Annotated in this window: 27 protein-coding genes and 1 pseudogene; 18 read left to right on the top strand and 10 right to left on the bottom strand. The window is 38.1% G+C overall.

Annotated elements, in window-relative coordinates; genetic code table 11:
• The first annotated feature begins 199 nt into the window (after positions 1 to 199).
• A complete protein-coding gene (locus tag AC0VXV_RS09770) occupies positions 200 to 1,447 on the top strand; it encodes a helix-turn-helix domain-containing protein (RefSeq protein WP_475531364.1) in 1,248 nt (415 codons plus the stop codon).
• Positions 1,448 to 1,522: 75 nt separating this feature from the next.
• Here AC0VXV_RS09770 and msrA read toward each other — a convergent pair whose 3' ends face one another.
• Positions 1,523 to 2,044 (bottom strand): peptide-methionine (S)-S-oxide reductase MsrA, encoded by a 522-nt coding sequence (gene msrA, locus AC0VXV_RS09765; protein ID WP_475531363.1) that lies wholly within the window; start codon positions 2,042 to 2,044, stop codon positions 1,523 to 1,525.
• Positions 2,045 to 2,329: 285 nt separating this feature from the next.
• Here msrA and AC0VXV_RS09760 point away from each other — a divergent pair, with 285 nt between their 5' ends.
• The 3 genes from AC0VXV_RS09760 (at position 2,330) to AC0VXV_RS09750 (ending at position 5,074) form a co-directional block, all read left to right on the top strand.
• Positions 2,330 to 3,268 (top strand): LCP family protein, encoded by a 939-nt coding sequence (locus AC0VXV_RS09760; protein WP_475531362.1) that lies wholly within the window; start codon positions 2,330 to 2,332, stop codon positions 3,266 to 3,268.
• 93 nt (positions 3,269 to 3,361) lie between these two features.
• Positions 3,362 to 4,573 (top strand): AI-2E family transporter, encoded by a 1,212-nt coding sequence (locus tag AC0VXV_RS09755; protein ID WP_350479565.1) that lies wholly within the window; start codon positions 3,362 to 3,364, stop codon positions 4,571 to 4,573.
• A 108-nt stretch (positions 4,574 to 4,681) separates the two neighbouring features.
• A complete protein-coding gene (locus AC0VXV_RS09750) occupies positions 4,682 to 5,074 on the top strand; it encodes a cysteine synthase (protein WP_475531361.1) in 393 nt (130 codons plus the stop codon).
• A 45-nt stretch (positions 5,075 to 5,119) separates the two neighbouring features.
• On the opposite strand, the gene AC0VXV_RS09745 is transcribed toward AC0VXV_RS09750, so the two are convergent.
• Positions 5,120 to 6,283 carry an aminotransferase class I/II-fold pyridoxal phosphate-dependent enzyme gene (locus AC0VXV_RS09745; protein WP_475531360.1) on the bottom strand — a complete coding sequence of 388 codons (1,164 nt, stop codon included), beginning with the start codon at positions 6,281 to 6,283 and terminating at the stop codon, positions 5,120 to 5,122.
• Between the two features lie 182 nt (positions 6,284 to 6,465).
• On the opposite strand from AC0VXV_RS09745, the gene AC0VXV_RS09740 reads away from it, so the two are divergent.
• The 6 genes from AC0VXV_RS09740 (at position 6,466) to AC0VXV_RS09715 (ending at position 12,255) form a co-directional block, all read left to right on the top strand.
• Positions 6,466 to 7,266 carry a hypothetical protein gene (locus AC0VXV_RS09740; RefSeq protein ID WP_475531359.1) on the top strand — a complete coding sequence of 267 codons (801 nt, stop codon included), beginning with the start codon at positions 6,466 to 6,468 and terminating at the stop codon, positions 7,264 to 7,266.
• A 163-nt stretch (positions 7,267 to 7,429) separates the two neighbouring features.
• Complete coding sequence (locus tag AC0VXV_RS09735; RefSeq protein WP_475531358.1) at positions 7,430 to 8,794, top strand: FAD-binding oxidoreductase; 1,365 nt, start codon at positions 7,430 to 7,432, stop codon at positions 8,792 to 8,794.
• 11 nt (positions 8,795 to 8,805) lie between these two features.
• Positions 8,806 to 9,786 (top strand): TRAP transporter substrate-binding protein, encoded by a 981-nt coding sequence (locus AC0VXV_RS09730; RefSeq protein WP_475531357.1) that lies wholly within the window; start codon positions 8,806 to 8,808, stop codon positions 9,784 to 9,786.
• Positions 9,787 to 9,801: 15 nt separating this feature from the next.
• Positions 9,802 to 10,269: a TRAP transporter small permease gene (locus tag AC0VXV_RS09725; protein WP_475531356.1), complete on the top strand. Its 468-nt coding sequence runs from the start codon at positions 9,802 to 9,804 to the stop codon at positions 10,267 to 10,269.
• A complete protein-coding gene (locus AC0VXV_RS09720; protein ID WP_475531355.1) occupies positions 10,269 to 11,537 on the top strand; it encodes a TRAP transporter large permease in 1,269 nt (422 codons plus the stop codon). The genes AC0VXV_RS09725 and AC0VXV_RS09720 overlap by 1 nt, the downstream gene beginning before the upstream one ends.
• A gap of 16 nt (positions 11,538 to 11,553) precedes the next feature.
• Positions 11,554 to 12,255, top strand: coding sequence for a FadR/GntR family transcriptional regulator (locus tag AC0VXV_RS09715; protein WP_475531354.1), 702 nt, complete (start codon positions 11,554 to 11,556; stop codon positions 12,253 to 12,255).
• A gap of 39 nt (positions 12,256 to 12,294) precedes the next feature.
• Here AC0VXV_RS09715 and AC0VXV_RS09710 read toward each other — a convergent pair whose 3' ends face one another.
• Complete coding sequence (locus AC0VXV_RS09710; protein ID WP_475531353.1) at positions 12,295 to 13,095, bottom strand: enoyl-CoA hydratase/isomerase family protein; 801 nt, start codon at positions 13,093 to 13,095, stop codon at positions 12,295 to 12,297.
• A 172-nt stretch (positions 13,096 to 13,267) separates the two neighbouring features.
• On the opposite strand from AC0VXV_RS09710, the gene AC0VXV_RS09705 reads away from it, so the two are divergent.
• Entirely contained in the window at positions 13,268 to 14,137 is an 870-nt protein-coding gene (locus AC0VXV_RS09705; RefSeq protein WP_475531352.1) for a tyrosine-type recombinase/integrase, read from the top strand.
• A 38-nt stretch (positions 14,138 to 14,175) separates the two neighbouring features.
• The gene (locus AC0VXV_RS09700) at positions 14,176 to 14,580 is read left to right on the top strand and encodes a hypothetical protein (protein ID WP_475531351.1); all 405 of its coding nucleotides are present in this window, start codon (positions 14,176 to 14,178) and stop codon (positions 14,578 to 14,580) included.
• 52 nt (positions 14,581 to 14,632) lie between these two features.
• Here AC0VXV_RS09700 and AC0VXV_RS09695 read toward each other — a convergent pair whose 3' ends face one another.
• The gene (locus tag AC0VXV_RS09695; RefSeq protein ID WP_475531350.1) at positions 14,633 to 16,054 is read right to left on the bottom strand and encodes a sugar phosphate isomerase; all 1,422 of its coding nucleotides are present in this window, start codon (positions 16,052 to 16,054) and stop codon (positions 14,633 to 14,635) included.
• Positions 16,055 to 16,331: 277 nt separating this feature from the next.
• On the opposite strand from AC0VXV_RS09695, the gene AC0VXV_RS09690 reads away from it, so the two are divergent.
• The gene (locus AC0VXV_RS09690; RefSeq protein WP_475531349.1) at positions 16,332 to 17,273 is read left to right on the top strand and encodes a tyrosine recombinase XerC; all 942 of its coding nucleotides are present in this window, start codon (positions 16,332 to 16,334) and stop codon (positions 17,271 to 17,273) included.
• Between the two features lie 121 nt (positions 17,274 to 17,394).
• Here AC0VXV_RS09690 and AC0VXV_RS09685 read toward each other — a convergent pair whose 3' ends face one another.
• A complete protein-coding gene (locus AC0VXV_RS09685; RefSeq protein ID WP_475531348.1) occupies positions 17,395 to 18,651 on the bottom strand; it encodes a mechanosensitive ion channel family protein in 1,257 nt (418 codons plus the stop codon).
• Positions 18,652 to 18,849: 198 nt separating this feature from the next.
• Here AC0VXV_RS09685 and AC0VXV_RS09680 point away from each other — a divergent pair, with 198 nt between their 5' ends.
• Together AC0VXV_RS09680 and AC0VXV_RS09675 are read left to right on the top strand one after the other, a co-directional pair.
• On the top strand, positions 18,850 to 19,011 hold the full coding sequence (locus AC0VXV_RS09680) for a transcriptional regulator (protein WP_475531347.1): 162 nt from the start codon (positions 18,850 to 18,852) through the stop codon (positions 19,009 to 19,011).
• The gene (locus AC0VXV_RS09675) at positions 19,004 to 19,171 is read left to right on the top strand and encodes a hypothetical protein (RefSeq protein WP_475531346.1); all 168 of its coding nucleotides are present in this window, start codon (positions 19,004 to 19,006) and stop codon (positions 19,169 to 19,171) included. Before AC0VXV_RS09680 ends, AC0VXV_RS09675 begins: the two co-directional genes overlap by 8 nt.
• Positions 19,172 to 19,278: 107 nt before the next feature.
• Here AC0VXV_RS09675 and AC0VXV_RS09670 read toward each other — a convergent pair whose 3' ends face one another.
• Positions 19,279 to 20,652: a nucleoside-diphosphate sugar epimerase gene (locus AC0VXV_RS09670; protein ID WP_475531345.1), complete on the bottom strand. Its 1,374-nt coding sequence runs from the start codon at positions 20,650 to 20,652 to the stop codon at positions 19,279 to 19,281.
• A 495-nt stretch (positions 20,653 to 21,147) separates the two neighbouring features.
• Here AC0VXV_RS09670 and AC0VXV_RS09665 point away from each other — a divergent pair, with 495 nt between their 5' ends.
• The 3 genes from AC0VXV_RS09665 to AC0VXV_RS09655 all read left to right on the top strand — a co-directional run bounded on the left by AC0VXV_RS09665 (position 21,148) and on the right by AC0VXV_RS09655 (position 22,737).
• Positions 21,148 to 21,522: an rRNA methyltransferase gene (locus AC0VXV_RS09665; protein ID WP_475531344.1), complete on the top strand. Its 375-nt coding sequence runs from the start codon at positions 21,148 to 21,150 to the stop codon at positions 21,520 to 21,522.
• A gap of 180 nt (positions 21,523 to 21,702) precedes the next feature.
• Positions 21,703 to 22,503: a PP2C family serine/threonine-protein phosphatase gene (locus AC0VXV_RS09660; RefSeq protein WP_475531343.1), complete on the top strand. Its 801-nt coding sequence runs from the start codon at positions 21,703 to 21,705 to the stop codon at positions 22,501 to 22,503.
• A gap of 27 nt (positions 22,504 to 22,530) precedes the next feature.
• Positions 22,531 to 22,737, top strand: coding sequence for a hypothetical protein (locus AC0VXV_RS09655; RefSeq protein WP_475531342.1), 207 nt, complete (start codon positions 22,531 to 22,533; stop codon positions 22,735 to 22,737).
• Between the two features lie 40 nt (positions 22,738 to 22,777).
• On the opposite strand, the pseudogene AC0VXV_RS09650 reads toward AC0VXV_RS09655, so the two are convergent.
• The 4 genes and pseudogenes from AC0VXV_RS09650 to AC0VXV_RS09635 all read right to left on the bottom strand — a co-directional run.
• Positions 22,778 to 22,936 (bottom strand): annotated as a pseudogene (locus AC0VXV_RS09650) (Ltp family lipoprotein); the annotation flags it as partial.
• 109 nt (positions 22,937 to 23,045) lie between these two features.
• A complete protein-coding gene (locus AC0VXV_RS09645; protein WP_475531341.1) occupies positions 23,046 to 24,182 on the bottom strand; it encodes a zinc-dependent alcohol dehydrogenase in 1,137 nt (378 codons plus the stop codon).
• A gap of 21 nt (positions 24,183 to 24,203) precedes the next feature.
• Positions 24,204 to 24,566, bottom strand: a complete 363-nt coding sequence (locus AC0VXV_RS09640) for a spore coat protein (protein ID WP_079526734.1) — start codon at positions 24,564 to 24,566, stop codon at positions 24,204 to 24,206.
• Positions 24,567 to 24,578: 12 nt separating this feature from the next.
• Positions 24,579 to 24,788: a spore coat protein gene (locus AC0VXV_RS09635; protein ID WP_079526732.1), complete on the bottom strand. Its 210-nt coding sequence runs from the start codon at positions 24,786 to 24,788 to the stop codon at positions 24,579 to 24,581.
• Between the last annotated feature and the right edge of the window lie 48 nt (positions 24,789 to 24,836).

The following is a 24,836-nucleotide window of genomic DNA, read 5'->3' as shown; positions in this document are numbered from 1 at the left end:
AAAATACTTTTAACGAATAAATTCAATTTACTCATTAAATTTGCTATCTCACTATACTAAAGGAATGTATTGCCAAGTGCAGTACATTCTTTTTTAACTATTTTACGGTTTAAATCATTAAACTTTAAGTTAAGATATTGTAAAAATTCTGTATTCATAGTTTAATAAGAATATTCAGTTAAGAAGTGTAGGTGAAATATTGAATATACTAGGAGAACGCATCAAAAAGCTGAGGAAACAGAAAAAATTGACTCAGACCGAGTTAGTAGGTGAACGTTTAACGAAAGGTATGCTAAGTTTAATTGAGAACGGTAAAGCACAGCCTTCAATGGAGAGTCTTCGTTTTATTGCCAAAAGACTAAATGTCGATGTCGATTATCTTCTGGATGACGGGACACTCACAATGCTTAGAAACTTGTATACTACAATCGAAGAAGATGTAGAGCGTAGAAAACTCATACGCGACCCTGAAGAGCTCCAATCACTTACGATTAAAATAATCGAAAAAATTGAACCTTATTTATCGGAAATTCAAGGCACGAACTATGAACAAATTCGTTTAAGAGAAGTTTATTTTTTAATGAATCGTACAATTAACAAGGCCAAATCACTCGACGAATATTGGAAGTTTATCGATCAGTACGAAGAAATCCATGCATATAGTCGAATGCTTCGTTGCTATTTTTATTTATGCCAAGCTGCGATCGACCAGCGTAATTACAATGAAACATTAGCTATTTTAAAGTCTGGAGAAAAACGTATCGAACCATATGAGCTGATGATGGATCCGATGGTAATCCTTGATTTGTACTATAATTTAACAATTTCCTATTCAGCAGCTGATGATACCAAAATGTCTGATCACTATTTACAAAAGGCATTAGACATGGCAAAAAAGAAGCAAATATTTTATCGTATGGACCGCTTTTATCATTTGTTGTTTATTCAATCGATTGCGAAAGAGGATATTAACAAGAGTAAAGAGTACATAGAAAAATTAATGCTTTTATCGGAGTTTGCTGATGATCCAGCAATATCGGTGCGTTATTTATACAGTAAGCTTCATTATATGAACATTGTAGAAAAGAAATACGCACAAATCGTTCCGGAAATTGATCATTATAAAACAAAACTGCAGGATTATTTATTTTTATTTATAAATCCAATCTTCATCGGTGAAGAGATGTATGCGGAATTTAAATTACAAAACTACTCGAAAGCACTCCAAATCGGTACTGCTTTAACCATTCCTGACTACTTACACCATCCCATTGATTTAGCTAAATATTATCAGTTCTATGCTGTACGGGCATTAGCTTCTTACTATGATAAAGATGAAGTTGCTGCAAAACGTGATATCATTTTCGCGAAAAATGGCGTAGAGGACTTTCCCGAGACGATTTACAAAAAATTTATTTACAAAGCTTTCAATGAAATATTCATGTAACTTGCAATAACGTTATACAAAAAAGAACGTACCACTCGAAATATCGAATGGTACGTTTCTTTATATGCAGAAATATTAACTTTCTTTCCAGTGAGCATCAATAAACTCATCGCGCCCGGATTTTGCACGGTCTTCTTGATAATGAGTTTCTTCTTTTTTGTAATAATCCTGATGGTAGTCTTCTGCTGGCCAAAAAGTTTCTGCCTGTTTAATTTCAGTAACAATCGGCTTTTTAAAACGTCCACTTTCCGTCAGATTTTTCTTGGACTGCAATGCAGCCGCATACTGTTCAGCGCTATGCGTAAAAATCACTGTTTTGTAAGACTCGCCGCGATCGTGGAACTGTCCGCCAGCATCTGTCGGATCGATTTGCATCCAGTATATATCCAAGAGTTTTTCATAACTGAAAATCTCCGGGTTAAATTCAATCTCGACAACTTCCACATGTCCAGAGTCTCCACGCTTTACATCTTCATATGTAGGGTTTTCCACATGACCACCCATATAACCGCTCGTTACTTTTCTGATGCCTTCCCATTGATCAAAAGGTTTGACCATACACCAAAAACAACCGCCTGCAAATGTTGCCTTTTCCATTTTGTATCACTCCTCATAAACCAGTAAACATATTCAACATGTACCTTACTTCAATAAAGCTGTTAAATATGCTGTATTCTAACATGGATAAGAATGACATTCAATTTATTAATCTTTTAATAGCATATAATATTCTGTTGCGTAATAAAAATAAAGAAAAAAGATATGCGGACATTTCATTAGTTAGGAAGAAAATCTGCATAAAATGGTATACTATAAGTAATTTGCAACTAAATTTAATGTAAATCGTCTAAACTTCACAGAAATAGAAAGGAAGTTGTAGGAATGGAAGAACAGACGCGACAAACCCGCTATCGAAAGAAAAAAATGCGTAAAGGCCGGGTACTATTCGTAAGTGTATTTCTTTTACTTTTAAGTGTAATTGGATATAGCTATGTCCAATATAATAAGGGGAAGGATTTGGCAAGCGATAAAAAAATTGAAGTAAAAGGTTTTGAACCAGATGATAATCATCCGACTATAGAAAATTATTTAATATTAGGTGTTGATACTCGAGGTGAAGAAAAATCGCGTTCCGATACGATGATGCTGCTTTCTTGGAACAGAAAAACGAATGATATGAAGCTCGTATCTTTTATGCGTGATATTTATGCGGACATACCTGGTTATCAATCATATAAACTGAATACTGCCTACTATTTAGGTGGGGTACCGTTACTTCAGGAAACGTTAAATAATATGTTCGATATACCAATCCACCATTATGCCATGATTGATTTTAAAAGCTTTGAAACATTAATTGATATTTTAGCTCCAAACGGTATTGAAATGGATGTTGAAAAAGACATGGGCGGATTAATCTATGTTGAACTTAAAAAAGGTATTCAGAATCTTAACGGTAAAGAATTGCTCGGCTATGCCCGTTTCCGTAGTGATGCTGAAGGTGATTTTGGACGTGTAGCCCGTCAGCAAAAAGTAATTGAAGCTTTAAAAGATCAGCTATTTTCTGCAAAAAATGTAGCGAATATACCTAAATTCATCGGTGCTACTCAAGGTTACATTACGACAGATTTAACTAGCAAAGACCAGCTGACAACTGCATTAAAAGCCGTATCAGGCGGGGAAATCAACGTTGAAAAAATGACGATTCCAGCAAAGGGTACTTACAAAATTAACAATTACCGACACGCCGGGGAAGTACTGGAAATCGATGTGGCGAAAAATTCGCAAATTTTACATGATTTTTTAAATTTAAACGAGTAAGCATTATATGTACATTGGTTATTCATGCTAAAATAAAGTATAAATTAAATATTGTTGAAACATTGAGGTGGTCTTTTGGAGAGAAAAAATGAAATGAATAAAGTGAATTCATTACCCCAGGAAACGTCTAAATTTTTCTCTTCTAAATTTATTCGATTCTTAGGTGGTAAAAATTTATTATTCTTATTAGTGATCATCTTATTAGTTGGCTGTACGGTATTCGTGTACGATAAAATTTCCTTTATATTCGAACCGTTACATGTATTATTTGAAGTCATCATACTGCCCGGTGTACTAGGGGTCATCTTGTTTTACTTATTACGCCCGCCATTGAAGCTTTTAGTGAGATGGAAAGTGCCGCGTGCATTGGCGATTCTAATTTTGTATATTGTAGTCGTAGCATTGATCACTTTACTTGTTTTACTTGTTTTTCCGTTTTTACGTGATCAGTTTACAAACTTAGTGCAAGAATTTCCTGTTGTTTTAATGGCGCTTGCCAATGATTTATTAGCCTTTTTAAATAACTCTCATTTCAGCGAGTATTTTGAAAAGATCAACTTTGACTACAATCAGATTTTAACGGACTTTACGGATAGTTTTATTACAACGGTAAAAGTAACTTTAGGCAGTTTAGCCACTGGTGTAGCTACTGGGATAACAGGTTTCCTATCAACAGTTACTGGCATCATTTTATCGCTCGTAATAGTGCCGTTTATTACATTTTATTTATTATATGAAGGCGAGAAAATGCCGCGCTTCATATTACTCCTATTTCCGCCACGTATGCGTGAGCGAATTGGAAATGTACTGCATGATATGGACAAGCAAATTAGCTCCTACATACAAGGCCAGATTTTAGTATCGTTTTGTATTGGTGTCATGATGACAATCGGCTTTTTAATTATCGGAATGCCGTACGCTCTATTACTTGGCTTCCTCGCGATGATCACAAGTGTTGTTCCATATTTGGGACCGGCCATCGCAGCTACACCTGCAGCCATTATTGCGATTGTAAATTCACCATGGCTGTTAGTAAAGTTAGCTATTGTATGGACAATTGTACAATTAATCGAAGGGAAGTTTATTTCCCCTCAAATTATGGGTAAATCATTAAGTATCCATCCTATTACGATTATTTTTGTATTATTAACAGCTGGAGCTATATTTGGTGTTCCAGGTGTCGTGCTAGGTATTCCTGGTTATGCTTTAATAAAAGTTCTCATTTCCCATACGTATCGACTCTTTAAAGAACGCTACAATCGTTTCCAGTCAGACGAGACGAACCTGTATGAAGAATTGAAATAAGATTAAACAGGAAAATTGTAAAGATGGGGTATGTTAAAAGGGAAAACTTTTAACATGCTCCCTTTTTAAAATCTTTTACCAATTACATATTTAAATGGAGGAGTATACATGTTAAGCAAATGGCTAACATCACTAGAAGAGAATGGCGTGAAGGTTGAAACCGTCATTGAAAAGACGGAGCTTGTAGAAGGTGACATATTAAACGGTTCTGTTTATGTGACAACACTTACAGAAGACGAAGAGGATAAAATCGATTTCATTTCATTAAAAGTTCTTTGTGAAGAAATGGACGGCGAATTATCGATTGTCGGGAAACACTCGTTTCAGCTAGTTGGCGGGATTCGATCAAAAGATGGCGAAATTATTCCATTTGAGATTATTCCAGACGAGCGCTGGGTATGCGGAAAAGATGAACAGCTCATCTTGCAAACGACCGTTGTGTTTTTAGATGGTGTGGAAATCGAAGAAAAAGGTGTTATTACGTATAGCGCCATTGAATAAATGAAAAGGCGATGCTGATACTTGTATACAGCAACGCCTTTTCGTTTATAGTTTTATTGTTGAAAGTCTTTTAACAGCTTCTTGTAGTTGTTCGACAGGCTGCACTAATGCGAGACGCATATAACCTTCGCCGGCTGTGCCAAATACCGTACCCGGCACCATAACGACACCTGTTTGTTCGATTGCTTTATAAGCAAAGTCGATGCATTTAATAGCATAAGGATATTTTGCCCAAACAAACATCCCGCCATCACTCGGTGCAACTTCCCAGCCGATCGATGTTAAGCCTTCCATAAGTGTTTTATGACGGACAGAGAAGGTATCTCTTAGAACATTTGTAACCTGCTCGGCATTGTCCAACGCTAAAGCAGCTACTTGCTGTATCGGTTCGAAAATACCAAAATCCAAGTTCGACTTCAGCTGTTTCATAATCCCGACTAATTCTGCATTTCCAACTATGTAAGCAATACGAGTACCAGCAAGACTGAAGCTTTTAGATAAAGAGTTGATTTCCAGACCGACTTCTTTCGCACCTGGTGTTGCAAGGAAGCTGATTGGGGCATCTCCCTTAAAGTAAAATTCGGAGTAGGCCGCATCATGCAGAACGATAATATTATACTTTTTCGCGAATGCCACGACTTCTTCAAAATATGCGATTGATGGCATGGCTGGTACCGGGTTACCCGGCAAGTTTAAAATTAGTAATTTTGCTTTTTGACGAATCTCTTCTGGAATGGCTGTTAAATCCGGCAAATACTGATTTTTCTTTGTTAGTGGCATATAGTAAGGTGTTGCACCTGCCAAATGAATCCCTGCATCATATGCAACATATGCCGGGTTTGTGGTAAGTACGATATCTCCAGGATCGCAGAACGCTACGGGCAGATGGACTAAACCTTCCTGAGAGCCGATTGTTTGGACAACTTCAGTTTCCGGATCTAACTCAACATTGTTTACTCGTTTATAATAACGACATACCGCTTCATTGAATCTTTGAATACCCGTTAGAGTATAGCCGTAAGAAGACGAGAGTGCCGTAAGCTCAGACATTTTTTGGCGTAAATTCTCTGCCGGAGCAATATCAGGGCTCCCAAGGCTTAAATCAATGAGTTCCATTCCTTTTTGCTCTTGCAATTTGGCATGTTTTTTTAAGTCACCAAATATAGCCGGCACAAATAATGACATTTTTTTAGACGGTTGGATATTCAATCTTTAACACTCCTTAAAACTTTCAATTGTAAGCACCATTTTATCACACACATCACGTATAATGGGGATGAAATCAGAAAAGAGAATTAATTCACTACATACAGCACGAAACCGTAGTGGGAAAGCAATATAAGTACTGGAAAATATTATTCCTAGCAAAATAAATGATTAAGAGGTGTAGGATGAAAATCTATTCATTAAGCGGGCCAAGCGGTACAGGGAAAAGTACGAGTGCATTACAATTCGCACATGACAATGAAATTGAGGCCATCATTGACGACGGCATATTAATCGTAAACGGGGAAAAAGTGGCGGGGACATCCGCTAAATTTGAGAAAAACACATTAAAAGCAGTGCGCCGCGCCATTTTGGATGATGACATACATAAAACGGAAATATTGGAGGCGATTAGCTCCCATGAGGTGAAGTCCATGTTACTGATCGGCACATCCGACAAAATGACGAAAAGAATTGCAGCTCGGTTACAGCTTGGGGAAATCGATAAATTTCACTATGTCCATAATATCCGAACGGAAAAGGAAATTCGTATTGCCAAATATGTGCGGGAAATTCAGGGCAAACATGTTATGCCTGTTCCGTATCGCCAAGTAGAACAGAACTTTTTCAAACGCCTTATTCAGCGGGGGAAGGAAATTTTCTCTTCCTCACAGGTCAAACTTGGAGAAACGACTATTGTGCAGCCGGATTTTCATCAAAATAGTGTTTATATTTCTCGGAATGTATTTACCGATGTGTTGGACCATTTACTTGAAAAAAAGGATAAACTGGCTAAATTCGAAATAACCCATATTCATACAGACGGCATACCCCAAATGACAATTGGACTTTATTTAAAATCACCAGTTAACTATGTTGTACCGAACTTTTTATATAATCTTCAAAAAGAAATCGCGGAAGATTTTTCATTGCATTTCGGCATTGAGCCCGAAACGATTCATATTCAAATAAAAGGAATTAAATAAAATTAACCGGAGCTGACAATTTTATGTCAGCTCTTTTTAATGGAAAATATAGTATAAAAAATAAATAGTTTGTATTTTTAGAAAAATAAATATATTCTAATTATTATGTACTTGTTGGACCAAATTTCCAAAGGTCCAACAACAATAGTTAGGAGGAACTGAATTGAATTACATTGAAAAATTGCAGCAACTATTATCACATGAGCAAGTAACTACGAATGAAGTGTTACGTACCCAACACGGGAAAGATGAATCGTATCATGAGCCGCACTTACCGGATGTAGTAGTATTTCCGAAAACAGCAGAGGAAGTCAGCATAATTGTTGCCCTCGCAAATGAACAGCGAATTCCAGTAGTCCCATTTGGGCTAGGTACGAGTTTAGAAGGACATGTGATCCCTTATCAAGGCGGAATCTCCCTAGATTTATCGCTTATGAATGGCATATTAGAAGTACGTCCGGATGATTTTCTTGTAAAGGTCCAACCAGGTGTAACACGCAGCCAGCTTAATAAAGAATTAAAAAAATACGGCTTATTCTTTTCTGTTGATCCGGGTGCCGATGCGACTTTAGGCGGGATGGCTGCGACCAATGCGAGTGGAACAACTTCTGTACGCTACGGCATCATGCGTGATCAGGTCCGTGACTTAGAAGTTGTTTTAGCAAATGGGGATGTGATCCATACTGGGGGATTGGCCGCGAAATCTTCTTCAGGCTATCACTTGAATGGTTTAATGGTTGGTTCGGAGGGAACACTCGGAGTCATCACTGAATTAACATTAAGAGTTTACGGGATTCCGGAAAAAATTGTTGCCGGCCGCGCTACATTTGTGACAGTTCAGCAAGCGGTTGATGCTGTCGTTTCATTAAAACAAGCTGGAATTCCAATGGCACGCATTGAACTTGTCGACAAGCGCAGTATTGAACAAGTAAACTTTGCTTCCAGTACAACCTTTGCCGAAACGCCGACATTATTTTTGGAGTTCCATGGAAATGAGGCAGGTTTGCAGTCAGATATCGTTTTTGCATCTGAATTATTGAATGACAATGCCTGTATTGAGCTAGCATTTGAACAGGATGAACGTGCACGTAACCAATTATGGGAGCTTCGTCATAACTTGGCCTATACATACATTCATTCCGCTCCTGGGAAACGACTTATGTCTACAGATGTTGTGGTGCCGATAAATTCATTACCTGATGCCATTCAAAATTCCCGCGATAAAATTGAAAGTATGCAGATTGACGCAGGGATTGTCGGGCATGTAGGAGATGGCAACTATCATATTTTACTGATGGTTGATATGGCCAGTAAAGAAGAGATTGCAAGAGCAAGAGAATTGAATGAGCATGTCGTTGAATATGCGCTTTCATTAGGAGGAACTTGTACCGGCGAACATGGTGTAGGGGTCGGCAAGGCCAAGTATCAACAACAGGAACACGGACTTGCCTATAATTTGATGAAAGAGATTAAGCGGGTACTCGATCCGAATAACATTATGAATCCTGGCAAAATTTTTATTGATTAGGGGATTAAAAGATGAAAAAAATAATATATATCGTTGGGCTGATCTTAGGGAGCATGTTTTTATCCGCATGCTCCACCTCAGATGAAAAAGAGCAGTATGTGTTATATGCCGGGCATTCTTTGGCAGCAGATCATCCGTTTGAATTGGCGATGCAAGAGTTAAAAGAGCGGGTGGAAGAACGAACAAATGGTCGCGTAATTATCGAGACTTTTCCGCTTAGCCAGCTCGGTGCTGAGCGAGAGTTGATTGAAGGAGCCATGTTAGGTTCAGTAGACCTTGTCGTTTCAACATCAGGACCAATCATGAACTTTGTAAAAGATTTTGCTGTACTCGATTTACCGTTTCTATTTAATGACCGTAAAGCGGCCGTTAATATTTTGGAGGGAGAAATTGGTGAGGATTTATTTGCCCAATTACGTGAAATAGGAATCGTCGGTTTGTCTTGGGGGGAAAATGGTTTCCGTCATGTTACAAACAGCATAAAACCGGTTGCGACACCTGAAGATCTGGAAGGTTTATCACTACGGGTACAGGAAAATAAAGTTTTCATTTCTGCGTTTAATGAACTAGGTGTAACACCTTCTCCAATGGCTTGGACAGAAGCATTGACAGCACTTCAATCCGGAGTAGTGGATGGACAGGAAAATCCTATTCTAGTAATAGACAGCTACAAACTTTACGATGCCAACCAGCATTATATGACTTTAACGAGTCATGCCTATTCATCTGCCGTATTTATGATGAGTGAAAATGCCTATAACCGCTTGCCGGAGGATCTTCGTCAAATTGTCATGGAAGAAGGCGAAAAAATCGGTGCCTATGAGCGTCAACTTGTTGTCGAGATGGAGGAAAAGGCACTTCAGCGACTTGAGGAAAACGGAATGGAAATTGTGGAAGAAGTGGATACAGGTGCATTCCGAGAAAAGATTATGAATGTATACGATCGTGCAGAAAATCAACAATTATTGCAGCGTATTTTAAGTGAGCAGTAGGATGGGAGAAAGAATATGGTGAAATTAGTAGAAGGGATTAATAAAGTTTTACATATTGTATTGATTGCCTTAATGGTAGTGCTTGTGGTATCTGTATTTTGCCAAATTACATTGCGCTTTTTCAACTATTCCATTGCATGGACCGAAGAACTGTCACGGTACTCGATGATTTGGATGACCTTTTTAGGTGCCGCGTATGCATTGGCCAAACGCGCACATATCGGAATGGAACTTTTCGTTGATCGCACAGAAGGCATATTGAAAAAAGTTTTGATTGTGCTTGCGGCAGCAGTATGTTTAGTGTTTTTCGTGTTGATGGTCGTAAAAGGGTCTGAGCTGTCGATGAGAGTGATGGATCAGCCATCGGCTGTATTGCAAGTTCCAATGGGGATTGTATATTCCGTTATTCCGATCAGCGGTGTAATTCTCGTTGTGAATCTGTTTCATGTAACGATTAAACAACTGAAAGGAGAATTATCCTAATGGCAGATATTATTCTTTTCGTTGTTTTACTCGCATTAATTTTTATTAATGTACCGATTGCAATCGCACTTGCAATGGCGGCAACACTATTTTTTGTGACGCAAAGTGAAATGCCCATTGTGGCGATTTTCCAGCGTATGTTTAATTCTATTGATTCATTTCCATTACTGGCGGTACCATTTTTCCTATTAGCCGGTAAGTTGATGGAGTCAGGGGGAATTTCCCGCCGTTTGATTCACCTAGCAGAAGTAATGCTCGGTCGGGTTCGCGGAGGCTTGGCACTCGTTTCCATTGTTGCCTGTGCCTTTTTTGCGGCATTATCCGGGAGTGCTGCTGCAACAACGGCGGCTGTCGGAGCGATTATGATACCGGCTATGGTAAAAAAAGGCTATGATAAAAACTTTTCCACAGCCATTCAAGCTGCCGGGGGAACAATTGGTGTTATTATTCCTCCAAGTGTACCGCTCGTATTGTTTGGCGTAACAGCAAGTGTTTCGATTAGTGACCTGTTTTTGGCTGGTATTATTCCGGGTATTTTTGTAACAATTGCGCTAATGATTCTTGTTTATATTATTTCCATAATGCAAGGATATGGTGGTGGTGAAAAATATAATTTCAAAGAGTTTTTCATTGCCTTCAAAGATTCGATTTTAGCTCTTTTAATGCCTGTCATTATTTTAGGCGGCATTTATAGTGGAATATTTACGGCAACAGAAGCAGCGCTCGTTGCAGTCGTTTACGGATTGATTGTCGGGGTATTTATTTACCGTGAAATTACATTGAAAGATTTATATCACATTTTCTCATCGGCAACAATAATGAGTGCAACAATTCTCTTCATTATTGCAGGTGCTTCAATTTTTGCCTACTATTTGACACGCGAACGTATACCTATGCAAATTACGGAAGCATTACTCGGCATTACGGATAATTGGATTTTTGCATTGCTCATCATTAATTTCATTTTGCTTATTGTCGGTACCTTTATGGAAACAGCGGCAGCGATTTTAATATTAACTCCGATTTTAGCACCGGTTGCTACCGCACTTGGATTGGACCTAGTGCATTTCGGTATTATTATGATTGTGAATTTGGCAATTGGTTACATTACACCTCCAGTCGGATTAAACTTATTTGTGGCAAATAAAATTGCAGGAACAAAATTTGAAGGAGTCATGCGTGCCATCGTTCCATTTATCATTGTAATGGTTGTATGTGTTCTCCTTATTTCATTTGTTCCGGCCCTAAGTTTATTTTTAGTAAAATAGTAAAGGTGTGAAGAAAGTGATTTCCGCAAATAAGCAAAGAGTGTACGAAAATATATTTCAGAAACTTCAGTCTGAAATCACTTCCGGTATATTAAACGTTGGAGATAAATTGCCTCCGGAACGCGAACTAGCAGCAAGATACAGTGTCAGTCGGACATCTATACGTGAAGCATTACGACTACTGGAGCTAAGCGATTTTGTTGAAATACGCCATGGTGATGGAACTTTCGTTAAAAATAAGACAAACCAGACCGTTCAGCAGCAACTGACAAGCGTTGTATTAAAAACAGACCAAACGACTTTGTATGAAATGCTCGAATTACGTCTAATCTTGGAGTCTCAATGTGCTGCACTTGCTGCATTACGCGCTACAGGACAAGATATTGAAAAAATGGCGCGTACATTGGAAGCGATGAAAAACACTGATGATGAAGAAATCGGGATAGAAGCTGATTTGGAATTCCATATGGCTATTGCAGCAGCAGCGAATAACAGTGTGCTTGCTGAACTGATTTCGTCATTAGCACCCCATATGCGAAGTACGATTGAAGTAACAAGAAAACATCGACTATCCTCTAAAGAAAATTTTGCCCGGACTTTAGAAGAACATCGTGCGATATTTATTGCGATTAGCCGCGGTGAAAGCAAGCGGGCAAAAGCCCTGATGGAGGGCCATATTCGAACGATCAGACAAGAACTATCCGAATTATCAATTTAACAATAAAAAACTGCCTCTCGCAATGGAGGCAGTTTTTTATTATTTTGGAAGCTGTCTTGTGAAAACAGGCTGACGTTTTTCAACAAATGCCCGGACACCTTCAGAAAAGTCTCTTTCGGAAACGAACGGTGTTGATCCTTCCCATAAAGCAGGGGCTGAATCCACACATTCCTTAACCGAACGTTTTACTGCCAATAAAGAATCGGGTGACATACCGGCAACAAGCTTACCCATACGGATGGAAAAACGGTTCAGGTCTTTTTCGGCAACTAAATAATTGAGCATCCCGGCTTTAAACGCTTCTTCTGCTTTATACATGCGTCCAGTGAATACAAAATCTTTTGTTGCGGATGGTCCGATCAAATCGACTAATCGCTTGGCAAATTTGTTATTCAATGTAATGCCGAGCTTACCGACCGGAATCCCCATTTTCGCTTTGTCCGAGCCGATCCGAATATCACATGCAAGGGCAAGCTCCAGCCCAGCACCCATTGCCGGTCCGTTAATGACACCAATCACCGGAATCGGCAAGTTTTCAATTGTCGAAATCGTTCTCTCCATATGCACGAAAGCTTCTTCCGCTGTTTCCAGCGAAATCGAATTAAATTCTTTAATATCCGAGCCCGCTGTAAAGTTCTCCCCGGAACCGCGCAATAACAGCACTTTGTTTTTTGGATTTTCCAATGTGCGCAATGCGATTTTTGCAAGCTGATCCCACATATTCGCCGTTAATGCATTTTTAAGTTGCGGGCGATGAATCGTAATAATGGCGAGTCCTGCTGTTTCCTGATAAATGATTTTTGCTTCTTCCGCTTCAAGTCTTGTCGTACGTACTTGCATTTATGGTCCCCCTTAACTATGTATACATAGTCATTATAGACGAAAAAATATACAATAACATGCATTCCGGATGGTTCAAGTAAATATATCGAATATTCAGCAATTTCATGTATGAAATCCGTGTAATTCTTACCACTTCGCATGTTACAATATAAAGAAAGGGGCGAAAAATGTGGAAGAAATCCTACCGTATGTTAAAGCGTTTACAGCTTACTTGAAGTCATTAAATAAATCCTTTCATACGACAAAACAATATACATTGGACGCAAAGCAATTCGCGGAGATTATTCGGCATGAAGATCAGATTAATGATGCATTGCAACTTTATTCAAAAACAATTCAGGAAAAGTACCCTTCGTTCAATTCGGTCAACCGCAAATTCGCATCCATTCGTCATTTCCTTACTTTCTTGCAGCTACGCGGTGTGATTTCCGTATATAGCGAAGAAATCATTGCTCCTTTAACAAAGCAGGAAACGGAGCTGAATGTGCTGAAGGAAATGCAATTTAATCGGGCATTAGCCTATTGGCCGAAACAGTATGGGATTGCCTTGAATGAGGAACATGAATGGCTAGCATTACGCAATACTGTCATTGTGTTTACCGTTGCGGAGCTTGGTATTAAACCAGCAGAGCTTGTGCGGATGGAATGGAAGCATATAAATGCCGAAAAGCGTGAAATCATTGTACTGGCTTCGAAAAGTTACCGTGTTTTGCTGTGTTCTAAAAAACTTCTCGAACTGCTGGAGGACTATAAACGCCATACAATTGAATTCATGCCGCTAACTGAGCAATCACCATATGTTTGGCTCGGTGTCGGCAATAAAATGGGGGAGCCGGTTACCGTCAAAACGATCGAACGGATTTTTAAGGCGATGTCCGAACAGCTCCAATTTAAAGTGACCGCAACCAATATGCGCTATCACGCAATTCAAAAACTATTAACAAAAAAAGAGGATCCAAAAGTTTTGTACGAGCAGTTCGGCTATGCGAGAAAAGGCGTCCTGCTTGAACGAGAACAACGATTCCCGAAAAACGGCTAGTAAATAATTTGATTGATAAAAGATTGAGAGGGAACATAATGGCAATTTCAATGATGGAAGCATATACGATAGAATTACTGAAAACCCATCCTTATACATTCGAACAAATAAAACACTATATTGAAAATGATGAACTTCATCTATTAACAGATACTTATGATATAGATCCAGAGAGTTTGAAAATTTTATTGAATGAAAATGCCGAAGAAATGGAACAGGCTTTTGCAGGGAACTATGAAGTGAAATTTGTAACGATCAATGGTTTGAAAAACTTGCTTCGCATGCGTTTTCAAATTTCCGACGACCAGTACGAACTGCTACCTGAAGGGAACGGTCTGCAATCGATACAAGTCGATCCGATCACTGAACAGCTAATTCGCGGAATGCTTTCTTCAAACTGGAAAGTCGAGCGAAATGGGGAACTAATTACATTATTTGTCTAGTTGATGTAAAAGGGGATATGGGAACAGTCAATCGACTCATCCCATATCCCCTTTAGCGTTGTCGTCGCCTATTTATTTTCCCGTAATAGCTAATTGAATATTTATAAACTTGGTTTAAAATAAGCAGCGCCAGCGTCAGTAAGCCAATAACCATCAGTATAAGTGCGATCCATTCAAAGAAAGTGAAACTAAAAATTTCAGATATTTTAAATGGCTCTGCCAGCATTTCTATGACCAGGTTCATTCCGTATATACCGGAAATCATACTGAATATCGTTAAAATAAAAATCAGTTTATTTAACCGGTCTGTTGAACGGTCTTCCTGGATTCGGTATAGTTCTTCAAGCGTTTCTTTCGTCTCGCGGTATAGTCCGTCAATACGGAATGCTTTCCTGAAATAATGCGAAATTTCTTTCCCCTCTGTACGTGCCGATACCTCCGAAAAATAATACCTCGATGCAAACTTAGTAATCTGTTCGATTAATTCCTTTACAATGTCCTTATCTTTTGAAAACTTTAATTCACTATGTTCGAAAACGAGTTTCAACAACATCAGCTTATAAAAATAGTGGATGAGCAATGTATAGTAAGAGACAGAGTGAAAGCTGTTTAAATATTTATACATGCTTCTGTCATCTACGGATGATAGATGAATATGGCCTTGCAAGGTTGTAATAATATGAAATTTTGGTGCCCATCTTTCGTAGCAATGTTCCTCAACAAAGCGTTTGATATATTCCTCATTTGTACTCGAAATATAAGGGTCTCCATTGCTATCCCATCCATTTAACTGTCCTGCTCGATACAGTAAATATTCGTCGATTTCCTCGTCTTCTCCCATATGAAAAAAAGCACTGACATACATACGCTCATCTTCGAAAAACGGTATTTTACTTATGTTTTTGTGAATTGATGAATAATCAACAAAATAATTCTCCAAAAACGGAGCGATTTTCTTTAATAATAATTCATCTGTATTATTAAAGACAAAATTGTCGTAATAAATTTCCGTACCTAGCTCTTCATCAATTTTTGGCCGCAGCACCCTAAAATAATGACCAAATGATAACGTAGCATTCATATCCACATCATCTTCCAATTGAATTCTTAACGCTAAAATTCCAATACCAAATGGACACAGATTAATATCCGCGCTCAATAACGTAAATGGAACTTCATCGATTGCCGTCTTCATTTTTCCTTCGCATTGGATTTTTTTTGAGTAGCGGTTGAAGTTTCGTACGGAAATTTCGTCGTTCAATAATTTCTCTTCCATGAAAGGATAAAAGAATTGCGTTAACAATTGGGGGGATACTTTAATATCGGGTCCGTAAAGCGTTTCGTTAAATTCCTCTTCATCGATCGTAAAATGATAAAATTTGTTGCGTTTTAATACTTGCTGTAACTTTTCAAAATCGTACTGTCGATAATTGAAAGGATAATAAAAAACATAATGGGTTTTTAGCGAATTCATCCTTTCACCTCCTGGAACATCTATTCCCAAAATTCGATAAATTTAACCAAAAAGTACTTCGACAAAAATCGCTCTCAGACGATTCGACACGGGTCATCATCCACGAATCGACATTTCACTTCGTCTGAGAACGAAATCGCGAAAGAGGAACGTATGTTTCCTTTTAATGTCGAAAAACCGCTTAAATCTCCTAAATTACCAAGAATGTTCCCAAATATAAATTTGGGAACATTTTTTATGCTATAATAAGAGCTAAATAGAGGGGGATTGGACGAAAATGAAGCTGCCAAAATTTTTACGTGATTTTTTAATTTACTTAACAACGATTACGGGAAAGTCCCAAAGAACCCGAAAAGAATATGAATATGATCTTATTTTGTTTATGCGTTTTCTAAAAGCGATTGAAGAAGATATTCCGTTAGACCGTTTACATACAATTGACATTTCTGAAGTTAAGATCGATCAAATTAAAGAAGTGTCTCTGGAAGACTTATATTTGTTTATGGAATATTGCGAGGTACAGCGCGGCAATTCGTCAGCAGCCCGTGCTCGTAAAGTAGCAACATTAAAAGCCTTCTTTAAATACTTAAAAGGGAAGCGCCGTCTCATTGATGAAAACCCTGCCGAACATTTGGAAACACCAAAAATCGGCCGACGCCAACCGGTTTATTTAAACTATAATGAGGCAAAGGATTTTATCGGCGCTGTACAGACACAGTCGTACAGTGCACGCGATGAATGCATGATGGTCTTTTTCCTGAACCTCGGCATTCGTGTTTCCGAGTTGTGTTCCCTTAATATCGATTCTATCAATGGACGGATGCTGACGGTAATCGGGAAAGGGAATAAAGAACGCCATGTCTATTTAAATGATGCGTGTATAAACGCACTGGAAAAGTATTTACAGGAACGGCATGCATATAAAGGAGAAGGAAAAGAACCGCTGTTCATTTCTCAAAAAGGAACACGTTTTGCCAGACAGTCGATTGCACGGATTGTGAAAGTAATCAATGCCAACAGCCAGTCACCGAAAGAGAAACTGACACCGCATAAACTTCGACATACTTCTGCGACAATGATGTACAAATCCGGAGCGGACATTCGAACATTGCAGCATATTCTAGGCCACTCAAGTGTAGCAACAACGCAAATCTATACGCATATTGAAGACGAACAAATTCAGGAAGTACTGAAAAACAATCCATTCAATACTTTATAATAATAATATTATGTAAACTAAATAATTATACGAGAGTCATAACAAGAAAGGCGAGCGGCACGCCCCGTGTTAAAATCAATAAAACACCCATTTTCTATCCAAGAGAAAATGGGTGTTTTTATTATGATTCGCCTTCATTACTATTTAGTTGAAAGGAACTCATTGCTTTAAAATCATTGCCGGTTGGATTTTGGAAAAGTCTTAGGTCAAACTCGGTTGCGACTGCAAAGAGATGATCGAATATATCCGCTTGAATTGACTCATATACCGCCCAGTTGATATCGTTTGAAAAGGCGTAGATTTCAATTGGTAATCCATGTTCACTCGGCGCTAATTGTCTTACCATCGTAGTCATGTCTTTATGAATTCCTGGATGGTTTTTTAAATAGTTGCTAATATACGTTCTGAACAACCCGACATTTGTCAGTGCTCTGCCATTCACCTGATTGCTAGTATCGATACGATGTTTAATGTTGTATTCCGTAATTTCCTGTTGTCTTGTATCAATATAGTCCGTAAGATAATGGATGTTTCGTAACTTCTCGATCTTTTCCCCCGAGCAAAACGCGATACTTGTTGTATCAATGAAGATCGAGCGTTTGATCCTTCTGCCACCAGTAACTTGCATGCCTCTCCAGTTTTTAAAAGAATCCGAAATCAATGCATAACTAGGTATCGTCGTAATTGTTTTATCAAAGTTTTGGACTTTCACTGTATTTAATGAAAGATCAATGACATCACCGTCCGCGCCGTATTTCGGCATTTCAATCCAATCACCTACACGCACCATATCATTTGATGTTAACTGGATCCCAGCGACAAGACCTAATAAGGAATCTTTAAAAACAAGCAGCAATACAGCTGACAGTGCACCTAGTCCACTTAGGATAATCAACGGATTTTCACCGATTAAGTTTGCTATGACCAGTATAATACCGAGGACATAGACAATTATTTTCACGACTTGAATATAGCCTTTAATCGGTTGTACTTTTGAAATTTCAAACGTTTGATAAATATCATGAACAGCATTTAATAAACTACCTATTAGGCTTAATACTACTATTATGATATACGTAACAGCTCCTTTTTCGATAAGGGCTTGATACGTAAAGGCTTCTGCAAAATAATAAATAATGATCGCCGGCACGATATGAGATAACTTATGGAACACTTTCTTTTCCAACAGTATGTTATCCCACTGATACTTATTGTTATTCACAATATGTGTAATAAATCGGATGACGATCTTTTTCGTGATGAAGTTTGCTATTAAGCAAATGATTACAATAAATATAATCATAAGCGCTACCGAAAGATATTCAGCAAATAATGGACTTAATCCAAATTCAATAAGTTTTTTGTAAATAAGATTCATCTAATTCCTCCCGACTCCTATGGTAACAAAGATGTCGATAAGATGAAATGATTGTCTACCGCGGATTTCTAATAAAAAACCATTGACGAAAATTAAAAAGTAAAATAAAAATTCAGATAATTTATTGACACTGTTCATAAACTGTTATATATTTATCCTACAAATAAAAACTGTTATATAACAAAGGAGAGAAGAACAATGAGTTATTTTGAAAAAGGGTATCAAATGTATGTAGAGAAGTGTGAACAGTTTGGATTACAGCCGTTGAACTTCCGGTATTACGTAAATCAGCTTTCCTATCAGCAATTACTTGCGTACAACGGCTATGCACTGGAACAGGAGATGAGACAAAATGATTAGTCCTCAAACCGAAACTGTTTATTATAAGGATGTAATCCCGATTCATTCAATCGAACTTGTGAACATTCACTATATCCAGCCAGATCTGACGATGGAAATGTCCCATATATGTGCTAATTACGCCATGCTGCATCGAGGTGTTTATGAAATTACAACTTAATCTACTGTATTAAATCAATCTACGAATCCGTTGTAGGTTGATTTTTTCGGTTGATTGTTTATAAATCAAAAGGCTGCTTCGTAATTGCGTTACAAAGCAGCCCTATATTAATCAAGTAAATAACTTTCAATTCGTAAAAACTCTTCCTCATCGATATTGTCCATATATTTATACAGCAAATCGAGGTCGACTTTAATTTCGTCTTTATGTGTTAAATAAAACTGTTCTGTTAAATGAGAAATAATTAACGGAACCGCTTTTTGATGGTTAAACCGGTGTAAATTAGTTGATAAAAAATCTTCATTTACTGCGATATCCGTATTTAGACCCAGCGCATTGAAATCGACATAATTGATATGCGCTGTTATAAACTGTTCCGTCAAATGCACATTATATTGGCAAATGTAAGACCAATCCAGCTCATTCTTGTACTTATTCAGCCAATGCAGCTCCGCAATAGCGGTGAATAACTGTTTTTGTTCGTCACTGTATGCCTTAAACTTTTTATCCATTTCGGCATTCGTTAAACGTCGATCCCCATACCGGTTATACTTCTGACTGACTAGTGACGGAATACCTTTCACTAAATGCTCACTGCCAGCCCATTTATACGAACCACGGTCATATTCGAAAAGCTGCAAATCCATATCAGGGATTTCATCGGCTTCCGGCAAATAAATAAGCTCAAAGGAATTATAAAAAACGTTGCTTTCAATGAAATCATCCAGCTGATCGACAAAGTCCGGATTCAGACGCTTTTTGTTGGCCATTAAGGTTGTTACTAAATAGCGTTTAAACGACATCGACAACCGCTCAAGTACCGGCTTGTTATACTGGAGAGCTTCCAGATCCACTTCAGGTAAATAATCAATTAAAAACTGCTCTGATAGAAGAGGATTTGCATAACTTACATACGTGAACGGCAAGTATTGGAAATAAGCCGTTAAGCGCGAAGGATGCAACTGGACAGCCTGATGGCACCAATTTCTATAAGCTTCTAAAAATACACGGTCATATGGAAGCAGCTCGTAAACTGTTTCATCATTCGATTCCAGCTGTTTCACAATGGACAAATCGTTAAAATCATCTACTGAAAACTGTGCAGGGAACGGGATTTCCTGAAAAGCCTTATTTAAATGGAAAGTTGCTTTCGGCTTCGTCGAAACAAAACTGTATGTCCCGATTGCTCCGCGCTCTTCCAGTAGTATATAGGCAAGTTCCTGACGTTCATCCCGTGTTAAGTCACAGTCTTTCGGAAACTTTACAGCTGCAAAATATTGTGCTTTTGCCAAGTCATAGAAAAACTTGTAGTCGCCTTCTTTTGTATAAGGTTCCTTTGATTCATTGTGCTGCCAGTAGAGGAGGGCTCCTTGTATCGGACTTCTATTAGAAAACGTAATATTCGCGATTGAAAAGATATTTTGCGCTAATGCGTCATCATACAGAACTTTAATGAACTCGATCTTTTTAATTTTTAGCATGCTAAGACACCTCCGTTCCTACTATTATATACCTGAATCATAGAAATTCCGAAAAAAAAGTTCGCAAAATAGGTTTAAGGATGTTTTGATGTGGTATATTACTTGTAAGTAAAGTTGCGGTCACTGAAGAGTATAGATGTAAGTTAACCACTAGTTTAGATTGTTTATATGATGATTTCTATTAGCTTCGTTGTATGCGTTTATCAAGCAACATTCACAGTTTATTGTAGGCAATTAATAAACAAAATGCTTTAACGAAGATTTTCGAAAGATGCCAACTAAAGTTAGGCGAGCGAAACACGAATTGAGATATACCATTGAAAATTTCGGCTCAAACGTTTTATAAGATGTTAAACTAACGTACGAAACATTACAACTTAATAGGCAATATCGACCGCAACTTTACGCCTTTCACTCCTTATGCCATAAGGAGTGTTTTCTTTTGTGCAATAATGGCTATAATATACGTAATGAATTGCTGATAGGAGAATGACAATGTGGAAGATACATAATGGGAAACTGATTCAAACAACGGATGAATCAAGAGTCCGGTACAAAACGCGAATGAGCGCGGCAATTATTAACAGTTTAAAGCAGCTTGCCGTAAAATATGACACACATATCGGTTATTTATTGGAAAATGGTTATAGTAATTTAATCGAATCCGGTACAATCGTTTACGACAAAAAAAACCGACCTAAAGATCGCATCGAATTCCGGACGACATGCGATAAAGAATTACTGGATAGCCTGAAGGAATTTGCAAAGGATCATAGCCTGAACTTAAACGACGTCATTGAAGCAAGTGTTGCGTATATCAATTATGAGGATGTTAAACACGCAAATTGGCGTTACCGTGTAGAAGTTTAATAAGAAAAATGATGAAAGCAATTGGGGAACCGATTGCTTTTTTGTTATATAAAGTTGCGAATAAAGAAATTTTCTTCATTTCCTACCTCTTTCGCATAAAGTTATTCCATATTTTACAAATTTTATTTTATAGGTGCTATAATATGGAAATCCATAAAGAGAATAAGGAGGTTAGTAGAAATGTTCAAATTCAGTTGGGTAGGGAGCGAAAAGCATTTTGTTGATTTACCGCATATTCAGCAATACAAGAACCTTACGATTGGACGATTTGGCGGCAATTCATCAGCAGGGCAATACAAAAACGAAGATGGGTGTATCGTCTGGGTGAACGAAGAACAGAACTGGGAATTTGTCATGATTTTGGACGCTCATAACAGTGCAGAAAGTGCCGAACTTGTCGTAGAGACTATATCGAAAGAAGAACATAACCTGACTTCAATTTTTAACAAGCCACTTTCCGAAGCTTTTCTGGAATTAGATCATCATATCCTACATATTTTTCAAGATCCGTTCTTTTTAGCCCGTTGCTGTGAAGTACAAGGGGAAACGGCATGTCTGATCGTGTTAAGGAAAGACAAATATATTTGGTGGTTTTCAGTCGGGGACTGTATTCTTCATTTATTTCATCCTGAACTGGCTGAAATGCAGCAATATCAGTTAAATCAAAGAAATTTCTACGAGTGGATCGGGAATGTTAATACATTTGAATTGGATGTACCGTGTTACAGTACGGGTCGCAGAGAGTTAAGAAAAGGAATGAATCAGCTTTTTATGACAACGGACGGACTAACGGAATGTCCCCATACTACATTTGATAACCCGAAGGATATCATGAAGGTATTTGACCATTCCCAGTCTCCACACGATTCTATATGGCAGCTATTAAAGGAGATTGAAGCAAAGGGCGTACGTGACAGTACAACGATTGTTTCATGGACCGTTGATGTCGATCAAAATGCAACTGAACCGAGTAATAAATAATCATTTAAAGGAGTTTCATTTGAATCGATGTTACACAGTCGTAACGAAAGTTTATGTTTTATTGGGGATGATGACACCCATTATAATGCGGAAAGATATCGCCAATTCCCCAATAATCCAAAACTGGTCACAAGACTACTCGAAGGAGCGGATCACAGCCTGCAGTATAAGCAGGATCCTGTCCGTTCAATTGATCTATTAAAAACGGTCATTAAGGAAATCGATGAATTTTAACGAAAAAACCCTTCCACTGAATCGATGGAAGGCTTTCAATTTATTCTAAGTTATCAATCGCGTACTGAGCTTCTTCAGCCGTAAATTTCCCTCCGTATTCGGAAGTCAATTGATCGTAAATGGCAGAGTCAGACATCGCCATTGTTTCAGCGTATGATTTTGCTTTTTCTAATGCATTCGCTTTCCAGTCAAACTCCAATAGGGAGAGCTGCTGAGGCTTATTCATGTAATAAGGAGATGGAGTGAAGGTAACTATTATAATAATAAAGGCACTTTCGCAAAGAGTTACAAAAGTACCCAAACTATATTTAAGGTTTTAACACAACTTTTATACAATCTTCTTGTTTTGTATCGAATATTTCATAGCCATATTTTGCTTTTTCAAGCGGGAGAACATGTGTAATAATATCACCTGCATTCACTTTACCATCAGCGATTAAGTTGTAGACATGAGGCATGAGATGTACAACGGGGGCTTGTCCAGTACGTATTGCTACATTGCGTTGGAAGATGTCACCGAGTGGGAAAGCGTTGTATCGACCACCATAAACACCGGTAATTTGAATCGTTCCTCCTTTGCGTACTGCTTGACTTGCTGTGACTATCGCTCCCATAGCGCCACTTTGCAGTTTTATACCACTTGCCAGAAACTCTAATGGCGTCATTTTTCCGCTCATCCCGACACAATCAATAACTACGTCCGCGCCGCCTTTTGTCATCTCTTTTAAATATTCACCGCAATTTTCATGGTCTTCAAAATTAACGATTTCAACTTTATTTGTCTTTTTAGCGTGTTTGAGACGATATCCTACATAGTCAACTGCGATTACTCTTTCTGCACCTTTTAACCAAGTGAACTTTTGCGCCAATAGCCCAACAGGTCCGCAGCCAAGAATAACAACCGTATCTCCTTTTTTCACACCGGCATTTTCTACACTCCAAAAAGCAGTAGAGGCAGCATCAGCAAGGAGAACGAGACTTTCATCAGGAACTTCAGATTTCTCCGGAATTTTAAAAGGGAGGAAATTGCCATAGGGAACACGCATATACTCTGCCTGGCCTCCAGGAAAACCTCCTGTTGTGTCTGAATAACCGAAGTAGGCACCCATTTCACCATTGTCATTCGCATTATCGCATTGACTTTCCAGCTCGTGATTACAATACCAGCATTGACCACATGCGACATTAAAGGGAATGACAACCCGGTCACCTTTTTTTACCTTCGTTACATCCTTGCCGACTTCTTCTACAATGCCCATTGGTTCATGGCCAACGACATAATCTTGACCGATATTTGGTATCATTCCATGCATCAAATGCAAATCAGATCCGCAAATAGCTGTTGTTGTTAGACGGACTATAATATCATCGGCTTTTTTGATTTTAGGGTCTTTTACTTCCTTGACCTCAACATTTTTTATACCTTGAAAAGTAACAGCTTTCATTAAAAAATCCCTCTTTTCCGTTTACTTTTTTGGTGGGGTAGGGAACATTCCTTTGCGGTTCATGCTCTTAGGAAATAAATCCAACTGTGCAATACTTATCGCATTTTCAGCAGATTTAATATCCAACTCTTTTTGACCTTCCAGATGATAAGGCTTAAGCCATTCTTTTTTCATCATAAGCTCAGAAATCTCAAAATATAGATCAATCATCACATTCAGTTGTGTTCTCATGATTTTTTGGAGTGCTGGGGAAGCTGTTTCGGTTAAGGCGATTGAAAGATTTCGAATTCCGGTCTTTGTTGTAAGCAAAAACTCAAGCGCAACTCCAGAATCCGTTAGTTCAGGCATTCCAATTGAATTGATAGGATCTAAATAATCTTCCATAAAATTGACCTCCTAATATACCAGTTCCGATTTAGAGTAGAGCTTAACCATTGCGGCAAGTGCTGGGGTAGATAATTTTACATTTTTGTCTAATAAAGCTCTTAAATCATCATCAAAGACGACACCTTGACTTAACTTTGATTTGAGTAAACTAGTTGTCATAAAGTTTATAACTTCATGAAATTCCATTGTTTCATGAAGAGCTAATTTTTTCTCTAACACGGTAAACGCACCTCCAGATTTTTCTTTAAAAAGTTTACCCTGGAGCAA

The organism is Solibacillus sp. iso_87, assembly GCF_056173085.1.
This window is presented reverse-complemented; position numbering and strand designations above follow the sequence as displayed.

Bases quoted from the DNA above. Each gene is read 5' to 3' on its own strand.
- AC0VXV_RS09755 (WP_350479565.1), top strand. From the start codon at position 3,362: ATGAATAAAGTGAATTCATTACCCCAGGAAACGTCTAAATTTTTCTCT.
- AC0VXV_RS09660 (WP_475531343.1), top strand. From the start codon at position 21,703: ATGTTCAAATTCAGTTGGGTAGGGAGCGAAAAGCATTTTGTTGATTTA.
- AC0VXV_RS09695 (WP_475531350.1), bottom strand. From the start codon at position 16,054: ATGAATTCGCTAAAAACCCATTATGTTTTTTATTATCCTTTCAATTAT.
- AC0VXV_RS09665 (WP_475531344.1), top strand. From the start codon at position 21,148: ATGTGGAAGATACATAATGGGAAACTGATTCAAACAACGGATGAATCA.
- AC0VXV_RS09640 (WP_079526734.1), bottom strand. From the start codon at position 24,566: ATGGAAGATTATTTAGATCCTATCAATTCAATTGGAATGCCTGAACTA.
- AC0VXV_RS09760 (WP_475531362.1), top strand. From the start codon at position 2,330: ATGGAAGAACAGACGCGACAAACCCGCTATCGAAAGAAAAAAATGCGT.
- AC0VXV_RS09645 (WP_475531341.1), bottom strand. From the start codon at position 24,182: ATGAAAGCTGTTACTTTTCAAGGTATAAAAAATGTTGAGGTCAAGGAA.
- AC0VXV_RS09675 (WP_475531346.1), top strand. From the start codon at position 19,004: ATGATTAGTCCTCAAACCGAAACTGTTTATTATAAGGATGTAATCCCG.
- AC0VXV_RS09720 (WP_475531355.1), top strand. From the start codon at position 10,269: ATGGCAGATATTATTCTTTTCGTTGTTTTACTCGCATTAATTTTTATT.
- AC0VXV_RS09680 (WP_475531347.1), top strand. From the start codon at position 18,850: ATGAGTTATTTTGAAAAAGGGTATCAAATGTATGTAGAGAAGTGTGAA.
- AC0VXV_RS09670 (WP_475531345.1), bottom strand. From the start codon at position 20,652: ATGCTAAAAATTAAAAAGATCGAGTTCATTAAAGTTCTGTATGATGAC.
- AC0VXV_RS09730 (WP_475531357.1), top strand. From the start codon at position 8,806: ATGAAAAAAATAATATATATCGTTGGGCTGATCTTAGGGAGCATGTTT.
- AC0VXV_RS09750 (WP_475531361.1), top strand. From the start codon at position 4,682: ATGTTAAGCAAATGGCTAACATCACTAGAAGAGAATGGCGTGAAGGTT.
- AC0VXV_RS09700 (WP_475531351.1), top strand. From the start codon at position 14,176: ATGGCAATTTCAATGATGGAAGCATATACGATAGAATTACTGAAAACC.
- AC0VXV_RS09685 (WP_475531348.1), bottom strand. From the start codon at position 18,651: ATGAATCTTATTTACAAAAAACTTATTGAATTTGGATTAAGTCCATTA.
- AC0VXV_RS09725 (WP_475531356.1), top strand. From the start codon at position 9,802: ATGGTGAAATTAGTAGAAGGGATTAATAAAGTTTTACATATTGTATTG.
- msrA (WP_475531363.1), bottom strand. From the start codon at position 2,044: ATGGAAAAGGCAACATTTGCAGGCGGTTGTTTTTGGTGTATGGTCAAA.
- AC0VXV_RS09710 (WP_475531353.1), bottom strand. From the start codon at position 13,095: ATGCAAGTACGTACGACAAGACTTGAAGCGGAAGAAGCAAAAATCATT.
- AC0VXV_RS09690 (WP_475531349.1), top strand. From the start codon at position 16,332: ATGAAGCTGCCAAAATTTTTACGTGATTTTTTAATTTACTTAACAACG.
- AC0VXV_RS09655 (WP_475531342.1), top strand. From the start codon at position 22,531: ATGTTACACAGTCGTAACGAAAGTTTATGTTTTATTGGGGATGATGAC.
- AC0VXV_RS09740 (WP_475531359.1), top strand. From the start codon at position 6,466: ATGAAAATCTATTCATTAAGCGGGCCAAGCGGTACAGGGAAAAGTACG.